At 72.5% G+C, this 14,389-nt stretch carries 10 protein-coding genes; 6 read left to right on the plus strand and 4 right to left on the minus strand.

Annotated features, from left to right (window positions below):
* Positions 1-54: 54 nt before the first annotated feature.
* The 3 genes from AB0C36_RS30725 to AB0C36_RS30735 form a co-directional block, all read right to left on the minus strand.
* Positions 55-282: a DUF3107 domain-containing protein gene (locus tag AB0C36_RS30725; RefSeq protein WP_358360411.1), complete on the minus strand. Its 228-nt coding sequence runs from the start codon at positions 280-282 to the stop codon at positions 55-57.
* Between the two features lie 358 nt (positions 283-640).
* Positions 641-1,282 carry a TetR/AcrR family transcriptional regulator gene (locus AB0C36_RS30730; protein WP_358360413.1) on the minus strand — a complete coding sequence of 214 codons (642 nt, stop codon included), beginning with the start codon at positions 1,280-1,282 and terminating at the stop codon, positions 641-643.
* A 237-nt stretch (positions 1,283-1,519) separates the two neighbouring features.
* A complete protein-coding gene (locus AB0C36_RS30735; RefSeq protein WP_358360416.1) occupies positions 1,520-1,819 on the minus strand; it encodes a hypothetical protein in 300 nt (99 codons plus the stop codon).
* Between the two features lie 273 nt (positions 1,820-2,092).
* Here AB0C36_RS30735 and AB0C36_RS30740 point away from each other — a divergent pair, with 273 nt between their 5' ends.
* From AB0C36_RS30740 to moeZ, 3 genes are all read left to right on the plus strand, one after another.
* Positions 2,093-3,040 (plus strand): alpha/beta hydrolase, encoded by a 948-nt coding sequence (locus tag AB0C36_RS30740; RefSeq protein WP_358360419.1) that lies wholly within the window; start codon positions 2,093-2,095, stop codon positions 3,038-3,040.
* A gap of 7 nt (positions 3,041-3,047) precedes the next feature.
* Complete coding sequence (locus tag AB0C36_RS30745) at positions 3,048-5,093, plus strand: DUF3152 domain-containing protein (RefSeq protein ID WP_358360422.1); 2,046 nt, start codon at positions 3,048-3,050, stop codon at positions 5,091-5,093.
* A 127-nt stretch (positions 5,094-5,220) separates the two neighbouring features.
* Positions 5,221-6,399 carry an adenylyltransferase/sulfurtransferase MoeZ gene (moeZ, locus tag AB0C36_RS30750; protein ID WP_358360425.1) on the plus strand — a complete coding sequence of 393 codons (1,179 nt, stop codon included), beginning with the start codon at positions 5,221-5,223 and terminating at the stop codon, positions 6,397-6,399.
* A gap of 114 nt (positions 6,400-6,513) precedes the next feature.
* On the opposite strand, the gene AB0C36_RS30755 is transcribed toward moeZ, so the two are convergent.
* Entirely contained in the window at positions 6,514-8,907 is a 2,394-nt protein-coding gene (locus AB0C36_RS30755; protein WP_358360428.1) for a lysylphosphatidylglycerol synthase domain-containing protein, read from the minus strand.
* 101 nt (positions 8,908-9,008) lie between these two features.
* Between AB0C36_RS30755 and AB0C36_RS30760 the strand changes: the two genes are divergently transcribed.
* The 3 genes from AB0C36_RS30760 (at position 9,009) to AB0C36_RS30770 (ending at position 14,287) form a co-directional block, all read left to right on the plus strand.
* Positions 9,009-9,449 (plus strand): MGMT family protein, encoded by a 441-nt coding sequence (locus AB0C36_RS30760; RefSeq protein WP_435839147.1) that lies wholly within the window; start codon positions 9,009-9,011, stop codon positions 9,447-9,449.
* Between the two features lie 243 nt (positions 9,450-9,692).
* Entirely contained in the window at positions 9,693-13,427 is a 3,735-nt protein-coding gene (locus AB0C36_RS30765) for an ATP-dependent helicase (RefSeq protein ID WP_358360433.1), read from the plus strand.
* Between the two features lie 116 nt (positions 13,428-13,543).
* Positions 13,544-14,287, plus strand: coding sequence for a hypothetical protein (locus tag AB0C36_RS30770; protein WP_358360436.1), 744 nt, complete (start codon positions 13,544-13,546; stop codon positions 14,285-14,287).
* Positions 14,288-14,389: the final 102 nt, after the last annotated feature.

Consider the following 14,389-nt stretch of genomic DNA (forward strand, 5'->3'; position numbering starts at 1 on the left):
ACCGGATGGTGTGCGCGCCCCTCGCGTGGTGTCTGCGAGATCCGGACCCGGACCTCAGACGGCGCCGAAGCCGACGCGGCGGACGCTCGGCTCGCCGATCTCGACGTAGGCGAGGCGGTCGGAAGGCACGATCACCTTGCGGCCCTTCTCGTCCTGGAGCGAGAGCACCGTCGCGCTGCCGGACAGTGCCGCCTCCACCGCACTCTCGACATCGTCGGCGCTGTCGACGACCTCCAGCACCAGTTCCCGCGCGGCGTGCTGCACGCCGATCTTGACCTCCACGGCTGTCCCTCCGGTTCAGACGAGTGAGGGCGGCAATCGAACTGCGCGCGCCCGTACAGGACTGAAGGCTAATCGAGCCGGATGGGTGCGAAGCCCCGCCACGGGTACGCCGAGCGCGAAACGGCCGGGCCCCGACGCCACCGCCCGTGAGCGGTGTGTTCATCACACCGGAGGCGCGGACCCCCACCGTGGGGGTTTAGGTCGAAAGGGCGCGACGAAAAAAGCGCGACCGCCGTCCACAGGTTCGGACGGCGGTCGCGCTTCTCGGGATGTCGATCGCCCCGGCGGGCCTCGGACGTCGCCCCGGTTGCGGCGGGAGTCGGATGTCGCTCCGCTTGCGGCGGGATGGGGGTGTCGGTCAGCCCGCGGCGGGCTCGTCCTTGCGCGGGAAGCGGGAGATGCCGCGCCAGCCGAGGGTCGAGATCAGCCGCGACGCGGTGTCGCGCGGGATCGGGACGCCCTTGGAGATCCAGTAGCGCGCGGTCACCTGGGCCATGCCGGTCAGGCCGATGGCCAGGAGCATCGCCTCGTCCTCGCCGAGGCCGGTGTCCTCCGCGATGACCTTGCTGACCGCCTCCGCGCTGGTCTCCGCGACGCGCTCGACGCGTTCGCGGACCGCGACCTCGTTGGTGAGGTCCGATTCGAAGACCAGGCGGAAGGCGCCGCCGTGGTCGTCGACGAAGGCGAAGTACGCGTCCACGGTGGCGGCCACGCGCAGCTTGTTGTCGTGCGTGGACTCCAGCGCCGCACGCGTCGCGTCGACCAGCGCCTCGCAGTGCTGGTCGAGGAGCGCGAGGTAGAGCTCCAGCTTGCCGGGGAAGTGCTGGTACAGAACCGGCTTGCTGACACCGGCGCGCTCGGCGATGTCGTCCATCGCCGCCGCGTGGTAGCCCTGCGCCACGAACACTTCCTGGGCCGCGCCGAGCAGCTGGTTCCTGCGGGCGAGACGGGGCAGCCGGGTGCCGCGCGGGCGGGAATCCGCATCCTGGATGGCTGTCACGGCGCTCCTCAAACGTGATCTATCAGGGTCCTGCTAGGTGCCTCGGTCCCCATGACCGTTCGGGGGGCCTGAAGGTTGTACCGCCACGTCATCCTACTTTTGGGTAACCGCTGCCGTAAGTTTCGTGGCGCAACGAACAGAGTTCTGGAAGTTGTGGCCGCCGTGCAAGGCCCCGATGCCGACAAACCTGACGTTACGTCAGAGATGTGCATGCCACGGCCCTTGATCGGGGGTCGGTCAGCGGTATTCGTCCTCGTCGGGACCGGCCACGCGACGCTGGTCGGTGCCGTCCGCCGGGTCCACTCCGTCCGGTACGGGCTCCCACACCCGCTCGTCCTCGTCGACCACCTCCGTGCGCTGCTCGGCGACGTCCGCCTCCGGTGCCTCCAGGTCGAGGTCGTCGGGCGCCGGGACCTCGTCGGGGTCCTCGAGCCGTGCGTCGGGGGCGTCCACCGGTGCGGTGCTCTCGTCGGCACGGACGCCGGCCGCGGCGCCCGCCCCGGTCTCCCCGGTCGTCTCACGCGCGATGTCGGGCATGTGCAACTCCTTCCGACCTTCCCCATGATCCTGCCGGGCCTCCGAAAACTCGCGCCGTCCGTCGCCTCGGTGCCTCGTCGCACGGCGCCCACTCGGAGTACTACCCGCCTACCCGCGTTGCAGCGGCTTGATCATCGATATCGAACCGTTGCCATCGGCGCCGTTGGAACTGCCTCCAAAAATGCCCATTCGAGCACCAAATCGCCGCGCCCGAAGGACCGATCGCGCACGCCCCCCTTCCGTCCCGGTGACCGTCTCGTAATATTGGCGACCGTGACCACCACTCAGGCAGTTTCCGGCGCCCCCGCGGCGGCCTGGCCTGTGCGGACGGTCCCGGTCGGCGGCGACACCACGGTCGCCGTCCGGCGCCACCCGGAGTACGACGCCGAGCGGCCTCCCGCCGTCCTCGTGCACGGCCTGGGCGGCTCGTCGCTGAACTGGGCCCCGCTGGTCGGGAACCTGCTCGACGTGGTCGCGGCCGAGATGGTCGACCTGCCGGGCTTCGGCTTCTCTTCGCCCCCGCACGACGGGGACTACTCGGTGTCCGCGCACTGCCGCGCGGTCGAGGGGCTGATCCTTTCCCTCAACCGGGGGCCCGTGCACCTGCTCGGCAACTCGATGGGCGGCGCGATCGCCACCCGGCTCGCCGCCCGCAGGCCGGACCTCGTACGCACGCTCACGCTCGTCTCGCCCGCGCTGCCGGACCGCAAGCCGCAGGTCACCGCGCTGCCGACGGCACTGATGGCGGTTCCGGGCTTCGCCGCGGCGCTCGGCCGGGTCACCCGCAACATGACGCCGGAGCAGCGCACCCGCGTTTCCGTCGGGCTCTGCTTCGGAGAGCCGCAGATGCTGTCGGAACAGGAATTCACCGACTTCGTCGCCGAGTACCGGCGGCGTCTGGGACTGCCGTACATGGTCGACGCCTTCACCCGGTCGGCGCGCGGCGTCGTCACCTCCTACCTCGAACGGGGACCACGCTCGTTGTGGAAGCAGGCCGCGGCCGTCCAGGCCCCCACGCTGCTGGTGTACGGCCGACGGGACAAGCTCGTCGGCTCGCGGATGGCGCGCCGTGCCGCGGCCACCTTCCCGGACCCGCGGCTGCTGATGGTGCCCGAGTCGGGGCACGTCGCGATGCTGGAGCATCCGCGCGTCGTCGCGCGGGGGTTCCGGGACCTCCTGGCGGACACCGGGAAACCCCTGCCGCAGGCCGAGGCCCGGTGACGTGACCGTGGGCCGACATGGCGCAGCCTCGTACGACCAGCCCCATCCGGAACAGGCCTATCCCGATACGTCGGGCGCGTCAGGTGGCGTGCAGGCGTACGGGTACGAAGGGCAGGGCGGCTACCAGCCCGCCTACCAGGAGGGGTACGCGGCACAGCCGCAGCCGCAGCAGGCCTACTCCGGCGACTACCCGCCGGGCGACTACGCCGACGCCGAGCACTATGCGGCGTCGTCAGGGCAGTACGCCGCGGTCCAGCAGCACCCCCAGCACCTCCCGCAGTCGTATCCCGAGCAGTACGGGCACGAGTACGGCGCCGCCGAGCAGTACCCCGCCGAGCAGTACCCGGCGTACCCGCAGTACCAGCAGTACGCGGACCAGCCGCAGTACCCGTACGAACCCGAGGCGCCGCGCCACGACTACGCCGCGCAGCAGCCCTACGAGCAGCCCCCGGCCCAGCAGCACGGCTTCGACCCGCTGACCGACCCGTTCTACGGCTTCCCGGCCGCCGGGCAGCCCGACGCGTTCGCCGACCAGGCCATGGACCCGCTGACGGCGCAGGCCGGGCAGTTCGGGCAGTGGGCCGAGGAAGCGCCGCCGCAGTGGACGGACGAGGCGCAGCAGCAGTGGGGCGCCGGGCCGCAGGCGCAGTGGGCCGACCCGTACGCGGGCGAGCTGCTGCACAGTGTTCCGAGCCAGTACGCACCCGAGGCCGCGCCGCGCTACGAGCCGGTGCCCGACCCGGAGCCGGAGTTCGACCCGGAGCCGGCCGCCTGGGACGAGACGGTCTACATCGAGCCGGTCGACATCGAACCGGTGCACGCCAAGCCAGTGCACGCCAAGCCGGCGGACGGAGCGGCGTACCGGCCGCGGCGCGCGTCGGCGCCCCAGCCCGCGCCGATCGAGGACGCCGGCTTCGAGCCGCCGACGCGTGCCGGCGCGTACCCCGCCACCACCCGCGTCGAGTCGCGAGCGGCGGCGCGGGCCGCCTCCCGTGCGGCGGAAGCCCGGCGTGCCGGGACGGCCACCGGATATGTGCCGTCGTCGCGGACGGCGTCCGCGGCTTCGGCAGCGGCGTCGACCGCCCCGTCGACCGCCTCTGCGGCGTCGGGCGGCGGCCGCGCGGCCTCGCGTCGCGCCACCCGGACTCCCGCGCGCAAGCCGCGGCGTCTCGTGGTCGCGGGCGGCGCGGTGGTGACCGGCGCGGTGCTCGCCGGCGCGGTCGTGATGCAGATGCCGGAGGGCGGCACCGAGGCGCACGCCAAGGGCGACAGCGCGCACACGGACGACCCGACCAGGCGTACCGACGACGTCGCGTCGCGCGACTCGGACCGGCCCCAGGTGCAGGCGGCGGTGCCCGGCCAGGCCAGCCCCAACCCGCAGTCGCCCTCGGCGACCCCCGGTCCGACGACGCTGCCGATCCCGACGCCATCGGCGCCGCTGAGCACCACCGAGCGCATGAAGGTGCGCTTCGAGTTGGGCGAAACGCTGGCGCTGAGCGGCAAGTTCGACGTGGTGCCCGGCAAGGTGGCGGCGCCCAAGTCGGGGACCAGGAACTACACGTACCGCGTCGAGGTCGAGCAAGGGCTCGGACTGGACGGCGAGTTGTTCGCGGCGGCCGTGCAGCAGACGCTGAACGACCCGCGCTCGTGGGCGAACGGCAACAAGAAGTCGTTCGCGCGCACCGACGGCAGCGCCGACTTCGTGATCCGGTTGGCGAGTCCGGGGACCACGCACAAACTGTGCGACGCCGCTGGGCTGGACACATCCATACAGAACGTGTCCTGCGACGCGGCCGGCTCGCCCTGGGTGGTCATCAACGCGTGGCGCTGGGCCGAGGGCTCGCCCACGTTCGGCGACGACATGCTCGGTTACCGGCAGATGCTCATCAACCACGAGGTGGGCCACCGCCTCGGACGGAACCACGAGACCGAGGCCTGCCTGCCGGGCGGGCTCGCGCCGGTCATGATGCAGCAGACCAAGGCGCTCGAGGCCGACAACGGGCTCATGTGCGCGCCGAACCCGTGGCCGTACCCGCCGACGATCCCGTCCTGAGCGGCCCGCGCAAGCTCCGGTGAGACAGGTGTCTCACGGTCCGGACCCCCTTCCCGGGAATCCGACACGCCATGGCACTGTTGGTGCGAGAAATGTCGCAGAACTAGGTCTGACCATCGGAGATCCCGTGTCGCTACCACCCTTGGTCGAGCCGGCTGCCGAGCTCACCGTCGACGAGGTCCGCCGGTATTCGCGCCACCTGATCATCCCGGACTTCGGGATGAGCGGGCAGAAGCGCCTGAAGAACGCGAAGGTCCTGTGTGTCGGCGCGGGCGGCCTCGGCTCCCCGGCGCTGCTCTACCTGGCCGCGGCCGGGGTGGGCACGCTCGGCATCGTCGAGTTCGACACCGTGGACGAGTCGAACCTCCAGCGCCAGATCATCCACGGCCAGTCGGACATCGGGAAGTCCAAGGCGCAGTCCGCCAAGGAGAGCGTCCTCGAGGCCAACCCGTACGTCGACGTCGTGCTGCACGAGGACCGCCTCGACTCGTCGAACGTCATGGAGCTGTTCGCCCAGTACGACCTGATCGTCGACGGCACCGACAACTTCGCGACCCGCTACCTCGTCAACGACGCCTGCGTGCTGCTCAACAAGCCGTACATCTGGGGCTCGATCTACCGCTTCGACGGCCAGGCGTCGGTCTTCTGGGCCGAGCACGGGCCCTGCTACCGCTGCCTGTACCCGGAGCCCCCGCCCCCCGGCATGGTGCCGTCGTGCGCCGAGGGCGGCGTGCTGGGCGTGCTGTGCGCGTCGATCGGCTCGATCCAGGTCAACGAGGCCATCAAGATGCTGACCGGCATGGGCGACCCGCTGCTCGGCCGGCTGATGATCTACGACGCCCTGGAGATGACGTACCGCCAGGTGAAGGTCCGCAAGGACCCCGAGTGCGCGGTGTGCGGCAAGAACCCGACGGTCACCGAGCTCATCGACTACGAGGCGTTCTGCGGCGTCGTGTCGGAGGAGGCCCAGGAGGCCGCCCTTGGCTCGACCATCACCCCGCGCCAGCTCAAGGAGTGGATGGACGCGGGCGAGAACATCCACGTCATCGACGTCCGCGAGCCGAACGAGTACGAGATCGTCTCGATCCCGGGTGCCGTGCTCGTCCCCAAGAACGAGTTCCTGATGGGCAACGCCCTCGAGGGCCTGCCGCAGGACAAGCGCATCGTGCTGCACTGCAAGACGGGCGTGCGCTCGGCGGAGGTGCTGGCCGTCCTGAAGTCCGCGGGCTTCCAGGACGCCGTGCACGTCGGCGGCGGCGTCATCGGCTGGGTCAACCAGATCGAGCCCGAGAAGCCCGTCTACTGACCGAAGCCGGTCCACTGACGGACCGTCAACACCGTTCCCCGTGCGGGCCCTTCCGGATCTCCGGAAGGGCCCGCACCGCTTTGCCGCCTGGTCCGCCCGCGCTGCGTACGGGGGTCAGATGGCCTGCTTGCGCTGGAGGTAGGTGAAGGCGAGCCAGCCGGGCAGTACGGGGAGCCAGAACGTCAGGAAGCGGAACAGCAGCACCGCCGCGGTGGCCGTCTCGATCGGCAGCTTCCCGGTCGTGGTGAGGCCCGCGATGAGCGCCGCCTCGATCGCGCCGATGCCGCCCGGGACCGGGGCCGCCGAGCCGATCGCGTTGCCGGCGAGGAAGACGACGGCGATCGCGGCGAAGCTCGCGGACCCGCCGAAGGCGCGCACGCTCGCGTCGAGGCACAGGATGAACGAGACGGTGAGCATCACCGTGCCGCCGAGCCCCGCGGCGAGCTTCGTCGGCGTCTGCAGGACGTCCAGAAGGCGCGGGACGATGCCGGAGAACAACGCCGCGAGGCGCTTGACGACGAAGCGGCGCAGCGGCCCCACGGCCATGATCAGCAGCGCCACCAGGGCGATGACAAGCAGGCCCGCGATGACCGCGCCGGACGGGGCGAAGGACGGCGTCTGCTCGGTGCCCGCGATGTAGCCGAAGAAGACCAGCAGGCCGATGTGGAAGACCAGGCCGCCGAGCTGCGAGACGCCGATGCTGGCCGCCGCGAGGGCCGGGGGCACGCCGGACTTCTGCAGGTAGCGGGCGTTGAGCGCGACACCGCTGACCGCGGCCGGCATGACCAGCTTCACGAACGACCCGGCGAGCTGGACGATCGTGGTACGCCACACCGAGAGCCGCTCCGGCACGAACCCCAGCAGCATCAGCGCGGCGGCCACGTAGCTGAGCGTCGACGCGACGAACCCGATCGCCGCCCACCCCCAGTTGGCCCGCTCGAAGATGTCGCCCAGGTTGGCGTGCGTGAGCTGCGAGAGCAGGAAGTACCCGGCGAACGCGGACGCCACGACGGTGACCAGCGTGCGCGGCCGGATGCGCTCGAGGCGGATCGGCTCGGCCTCGGCGCGCGGCCGCAACTCCAGGATCCGTTCGCGGATCCCGGACAGCAGGTTCTGGTTCTTGCGCAGCGCGGCACGCGTCGGCCGGTTGAGGGCGACCTTTTGCAGCAGCGGCAGGCAGGCCGCGACGGCGTCGACGCCGAGGCCCTGGGTCGCCGTGCGTACCGCGCGCTCGTCGCCGACCCGCAGCGCGAGCGCGGTCAGCATCTGCGCCGTGTCGATGCGCAGCGACAGGTCGCCCGAGGCGATCTCGCCCGCGCGCAGGTCGACCAGCCACGGATCGCCGTCGTGGTCGATCAGGAAGCTGCTGGTGCCGAGGCGGCGGTGCGTCAGGCGGTGCGCCTGCAACAGCGCGACCTGCCGCCAGATCTCCACCAGCAGCGCGTCGGTGAACTCCTCGTCGTCCAGCGATTCGAGACTGCGGCCGGGGATGTGCGCGTACGCCAGCAGCGCCGCGTCGGAACCCACCTCCGTGGTGGCGACCAGGCGCGGCGTGCGGACCCCCGCGTCCGCTGTCGCGTACGCCATCAAAGATTCCTGTTCGAGCGCGCGGCGCAGGGACAGGAAGGTGCGGCGCGCGGTGGTCACCCGCAGGCGCGCGCGGCGGTAGAAGCGGTAGACGGCGCCGGAGGTCTGCTGGTCGCGGTCCAGGACGGTGACGTCCAGGAGCTGGTCGTCGGTGAGCCGCACGGCGTACCGGCGGCTGTCCTCGGGGCCGTCGTCGGTGCGCACCGCACTCGCGGCGATCAGGCCGAACCTGCGCAGCGCGGCCACGACGGCGTCGGCGGGCGGGCGGCGGTTGGGCACGCCGACCGCGTACATCGTGGCGTACGCGATGGTCCGGCCCAGCAGCACGCTCGTCAGCAGCGCCAGCGGCGTGGTGTAGCCGCCGACCAGCACGGTGGCGGCGTTGAGGGCCAGCAGCGTCCAGACGAGCGCCTGCCACTTGGGGCGCCGGACCAGGCCCACGGCGGTGATGTACGCGACGATCGGCGCGAGGTAGCCGTGCACCGGATCGGTCAGGCCGCCCCCGGCGAGCGGCCGGGTGAGCGCCGCCTCCAGCGCGTCCGGCCCCGGGCCGGTGACCCACCAGTCCAGGCCGAGGGACGCGGCATACGTGAGCGCCGCGGCGATGACGCCGTCCGCGACGCGCAGGCCGTCCCGGCGCAGCAGGCGTTCCACGCCGTAGGCGACCGGCACGACCAACACCGCGACCGCGAACACGCCGCCGGAGAGGTTGAGGATCAGGCGGGGCAGGCTGTTCTGCGCACCGCGCACGATGTCGGACTCCAGGCCCGACGTCGTCTCGCGCGCGATGCTGGCCAGGAAGAACACCACGGCCAGCGCGAGGACGCCGACGAGCACCCGCAGCAGGTCGCTGGACCGGTGCACGCGGTTGGGCTGCGAGGGCTCGACGACGAGGGCGCGCCCGGTCACAGGGGCACCCACAGGAGATGTTTCCTCTTGGTCTCGAATCACCAGTCACCGCCGCCTTGATGGTGGCACGGAGTGCGGGGACCCGGCTGGCCGAGGGGGCGGAGTCTGGCACGATGCGGGACGTGACTCTGCCCACGCCGATCGACGAACGTGTCCTGGATCTGGTCGAACGCATCCCCGCCGGACGGGTGATGGCGTACGGGGACATCGCGGCCTGGTTCGCCGACGAGGCCGCGCACGCCGCGGAAAACGCCGAAGGCTCCGAGAGTCCGGAAAGCGCGGAGGAAGCCGGAGCCGGGGAAACCGCGGGTGCCGGGACGGACCGCCCCAGACTCGGTCCCCGCCAGGTGGGGCGGGTGATGGCCCGCTACGGCGGGGGTGTGCCGTGGTGGCGTGTGCTGCGCGCGGACGGCACGCACGCCCCGGGCCTGGAGGACGAGGGCCTGCGGCGGCTGCGCGACGAGGGGACGCCGATGCGGGCGGGCGGCACACGTGTCGACATGGCCGAGGCGCGGTGGGATCCGGCGTCCGGCGAGGGAGTGCGCGACCGGTAGTGCGGTGGTGTCCGCGGCGAACCCGGCGGTCGACGGAGCCCGACCGGGTGCGTCCGGCGTGGCACGGGGGTCCCGTGTGATCTGATGGGGCAAGGCCGCGCCCTGCCGACCGGGGCGCGGCTCCCTGCGCGCCTGCCGTACCGCCTCGATGACCCGCTCCACATCTCCCCGTTTCCCGGCTTCCCCGTCATCCCCGTCCCCGTCGTTCCCGAACCCCTCGGCTTCCCCGTAAGGCCCCGAGCCATGACGACCGCGACCTCCGCGTACCGCTTGCGGCGCACCGACATCGGTCCGCAGGTGCGGCTGACGCTGGACGAGCGCCAGCGTGCCGTCGTGGCCCACCCGGGCGGGCCGCTGCTGGTGCTGGCGGGTCCCGGTACGGGAAAGACAACCACCCTGGTGGAAGCGGTCGCGGACCGGGTCGCCCGGGGGATGCTTCCCGAGGAGATCCTGGTTCTCACCTTCAGCCGCAAGGCGGCGGGGGAACTGCGCGACCGTATCGCGACGCGGCTGCGCGGCGGCGGAGGCGCGCCTTCACGGGACGGCGACGCGGGGGCCGAGACGGGGGTCGACGACGCGGCCGGCGATCCGGCCCGCGACGCGACCGGGGCCGCGACCGGCGCCCCGGCCGGCGGGGCCGCGGGCCGGGGCGGGCACGCGGGGGCGCTGCCGACGGCGACGACGTTCCACTCGTTCTGCTACGCGCTGGTCCGGCAGCACCAGCCGCCGGAGCTGTTCACGTACCCGCTGCGGCTGCTGTCCGGTCCCGAGCAGGACGTGTTCGTACGCGAGCTGCTGGCCGGCGAGGCCGAGGACGGCACCGTCCGCTGGCCCGCCGAGCTGCGCGCCGCCCTCGGCACGCGCGGCTTCGCCGACGAGGTCCGGGCGGTCGCCGCCCGCACCCGCGAACTCGGCCTGGACCCGGAGGCGCTGGCGCGCTTCGCGGAGGACACCGGCCGCCGCGACTGGCGGGCCGCCGCCGACTTCCTGGCCGAGTACCTCGACGTGCTCGACGCGCAGGGCGTCGTCGACTACGCCGAACTGGTGCACCGCGCGGTGATACTCGCGGAGCGCCCCGAGGTGTCCGAGGAGCTGCGGCGGCGCTACAAGGTCGTGTTCGTCGACGAGTACCAGGACACCGACGCGGCCCAGGTCCGCCTGCTGCGCGCGCTCGCGGGCGACGGCCGCGACCTGGTCGTGGTCGGCGACCCGGACCAGTCGATCTACGCGTTCCGCGGCGCCGACGTCAACGGCATCCTCGACTTCCGGCACCACTTCCCCGACCGTACGGGCGCCCCCGCACCGACGGTCGTCCTGCGCACCTCCCGGCGCGCCGGGGCCGGACTGCTGCGCGCCTCGCGGGAGATCACCCGCCGGATGCCCCTGTCCCGCCTGCCGGCCGCCGACGCGGCGGCGCACCGCGGCCTGGTCCCGGACCGCACCGGCGACGACGACCCGAGCCGGGTCGAGGTCTACACCTACCCGACGCCCGGGGCCGAGCTGGACAACATCGCCGACATTCTGCGCCGGGCCCATCTGGAGGACGGGGTGCCGTGGGGCGAGATGGCGGTGCTCGTACGCTCCGGCGCCCGTTCGATCCCGTCGATCCGCCGGGCGCTGTCGGTGGCCGGCGTACCGCTGGAGATCGCCGGCGACGAACTGCCGCTCGCCGCCGAGCAGGCGGTCACCCCGCTGCTGACCGCCCTCAAGGTGGCCGCGGACCCTGCGGCGCTGGACGAGGACACCGCACGCATGCTCCTGCTGTCGCCGATGTGCGGCATGGACTCGGCGGATCTGCGCGTCCTCGGCCGGGCGCTGCGCGCCGAGGAGCGGGCCGCGGCGATGGCCGACGCCCAGACGGCGGAGGCGGCCGCGGCGACCGGGGACGATGCGGCGACCGGGGACGATGCGGCAACCGACGGGGAGGCCGCGACCGAGGTGGGGGCCCACGCGGACGACGGCACGGCGGTCGATGGCGGGGCGGACGACGGCGGCCCCGAACAACTTGAGCTGATGGCCTTCGCGGAACTCGCCCCCGAGGCTCCCGCCGCAGACGCGGGCGTCACGGGAGATGCCGGCGACGCGGGAGAGGCGGCGGCCGCGGGAGAAACGGAAGCCGACGCGGACACGGGCGCGAGCGCACAGCGGGCCGACTCCGCGGTGCCGCCGCCCCGGTCCGCCGCGCCGTTCCTGCCGGCCCTCGCACGGCCGTCCGCCGAGCTCATCAGGGACGCGCTCGCCCACCCCGAGCAACTGGTGGCCGTCGACGCGCAGATCGGCGCGGGGGCGTACCGCCTGGGCATGCTCATCGCCAAGGCGCGCGCGATCCTCGACGCGGGCGGCACGACCGAGGCCGCGCTGTGGGAGCTGTGGCACGGTACGCCGTGGCCCGCCCGCCTGGAGCGCGCCGTCCTGCGCGGAGGCTCGTCGGGCCGCAACGCGGACCGCGACCTGGACGCCGTCGTCGCGCTGTTCGAGGTGGCCGCACGCGCCGAGGAGCGGGCCGGCCACCGCGGAGCCCTGAACTTCCTCGACGAACTGACCGCACAGCAGATCCCCGGCGACCGGCTCGACGACAAGGCCATGCGCGGCGAATCGGTGCGCCTCCTGACGGCCCACCGCGCCAAGGGCCTGCAATGGCGGCTGGTGGTCGTGGCGGGAGTGCAGGAGGGCCTGTGGCCGGACCTGCGCCGCCGCGGCTCGCTGCTGGAGGCGGACCGGATCGGGGCGGACGGCCTGGCCGAGCCGCTGTCGCCGGGCGCGCTGCTCGCCGAGGAGCGCAGGCTGTTCTACGTGGCCGCGACCCGGGCGCGCGAGCGGCTTGTGGTGACGGCCGTGAAGTCCGCGTACGAAGACGGCGACCAGCCTTCCCGCTTCCTCGGCGAGCTGGGGGAGGAGGGTGTCGAGCGGGCCGACGTGACCTCGCGTCCCCGGCGCCCGCTCTCGACGTCGGCGCTCGTCGCCGAACTGCGTGCGTCCGCCGTCGACCCCAAGGCCCCGCGGACCGTGCAACTGGCCGCCGCGCGCCGCCTCGCACGGCTGGCCGCGCTGCGCGACGACGACGGGTATCCGCTGGTCCCGGCCGCACACCCGGAGCGCTGGTGGGGCCTGGTCGAGCCGACCGATCCGGGGGTCCCGGTACGCGACCCCCGCGCACCGGTGAAGCTGTCGGGCAGCGCGGTCGAGAAGGTCGGGACGTGCGCGCTCAACTGGTTCCTGGGGCGGGAGGTGCGTGCGGAGTCCGCACGCACCGCGGCCCTCGGTTTCGGCAACGTGGTGCACGCGCTGGCGGACGAGGTCGGCACCGGCGCGACGGCCGCCGAACTTCCGGTGCTGGTGGACCGGTTGGACCGGGTCTGGGACGCGCTGGCGTTCGACGCACCGTGGCAGTCCGACCAGCAGAAGGAGGAGGCGCGGGCAGCGCTGGAGCGGTTCCTCGCGTGGCACACACACGACCGGCACCGCGTCGTCGCGGCGACCGAGCACGAGTTCGAGGTGAGCCTGACGGCGGGGGAGCACAACATCGTCATCCGCGGGTCGATGGACCGCGTGGAGCGCGGCGACGACGGCTTGGCGTACGTCGTCGACTTCAAGACCGGCAAGTCCAAGCCGGGGGCCGCGGAGGTGGCCGAGCACCCGCAGTTGGCGGTGTACCAGATCGCGGTCGCGAACGGCGCTCTGGACGACATCGAGGCGTTCGGAGGGGCGCGTCCCGCGTCCGGCGGCGCCGAACTCGTGCAGTTGCGCCATCGCGCGCCCGGACAGGACCCGGACGCCGGGGGCCTGCCGGTCGTGCAGGACCAGACGGCACCCATCCCGGACGAGGACGGCAACACCTGGGTCTCCGCACTGCTCGCGGACGTCGCGGGCCGGATCCTGGGGGAGCGCTTCACCCCGAACACCGGCTCGCACTGCGACCGGTGCGACTTCCGGCGGTGCTGCAGCGCGCGCAGCGAGGGCCGCACGGTGGTGGAGTAGCGCGTCGCGGCAACGTCCGGAATCCGCGGGGTGACCGGCCGATTGTCAGACTTTTACCGTGCTTTGGGATACTGATCGACCAAGTCCCCCAGCATCCCCAGCAACGGAGTCTCCTCGTGCGTGTACGCCGCATCGCCGCTGTCGCATCCGCCACCGTCCTCGCCGCCGTCGCACTGAGCGCGTGCGGCAGTGACGACGGCGGCGCCGACAACACGAAGACCGAGGCGAAGGCGCTCGCGGACAAGGCCGTCGAGTTCGCCAAGAAGAGCGGTTCCATGGAGGCGGTCGGCAAGGGCACCGAGGACGGCAAGGCGTTCGAGGTCAAGTCGTGCGTCAACGTGACTCCCGAGGGGAAGTCCGAGTCGGTCAAGGGGTCGCTGACCCGGGACGGCCGCACGGCCGAGGTCCTGACGACCGGCGGCAAGGACTACTTCAAGGCGTCCGCCGAGTTCTACATCCTGCAGGCGGGCCAGGAGACCACGGACTTCGACATGGCCGCGCTGAGCGCGGCGCTCGACGGCAAGTGGATGGTCAGCGACGAGGAGGAGCCGGACGACTCCGCGGACTTCTTCGAGGGCAACACGGACGGCGTCACCAAGGGTGAGGTCACGGAGTTCAACGGCAAGAAGGCCGTGCCGCTGACGAAGAAGGACAAGGACGGCAAGGAGAAGACCGTCTACGTCGCGGCCAAGGGCGACCCCGTCGTCCTGGGTGTGCTGGAGGTCGAGGACGGCACGCGCACCGAGACGACGATCAGCGGCGTCGGCAAGCCCTGCGACGTCAAGGCTCCCGCGCAGGAGCAGACGCTGACCGAGGACGAGGTCGACAAGCTGTTCGACGAGGCCCGCCAGACCTCCTGACCTCCTGACCCTTCGCGCCGGCTCCCGGACTGCTCACCATCGGTGACTGTCCGTCAGATGCTTGACAGAGTCGGGATACTGGGCGCGCGATGCTCCCACGAC

It is taken from the genome of Streptodolium elevatio (genome assembly GCF_040649515.1).
Taxonomy (GTDB): domain Bacteria; phylum Actinomycetota; class Actinomycetes; order Streptomycetales; family Streptomycetaceae; genus Yinghuangia; species Yinghuangia elevatio.

Coding starts and splice junctions, on each gene's coding strand:
- AB0C36_RS30735 (WP_358360416.1), bottom strand. CDS start 1,819: ATGCCCGACATCGCGCGTGAGACGACCGGGGAGACCGGGGCGGGCGCC.
- AB0C36_RS30760 (WP_435839147.1), top strand. CDS start 9,009: ATGCGGGACGTGACTCTGCCCACGCCGATCGACGAACGTGTCCTGGAT.
- AB0C36_RS30765 (WP_358360433.1), top strand. CDS start 9,693: ATGACGACCGCGACCTCCGCGTACCGCTTGCGGCGCACCGACATCGGT.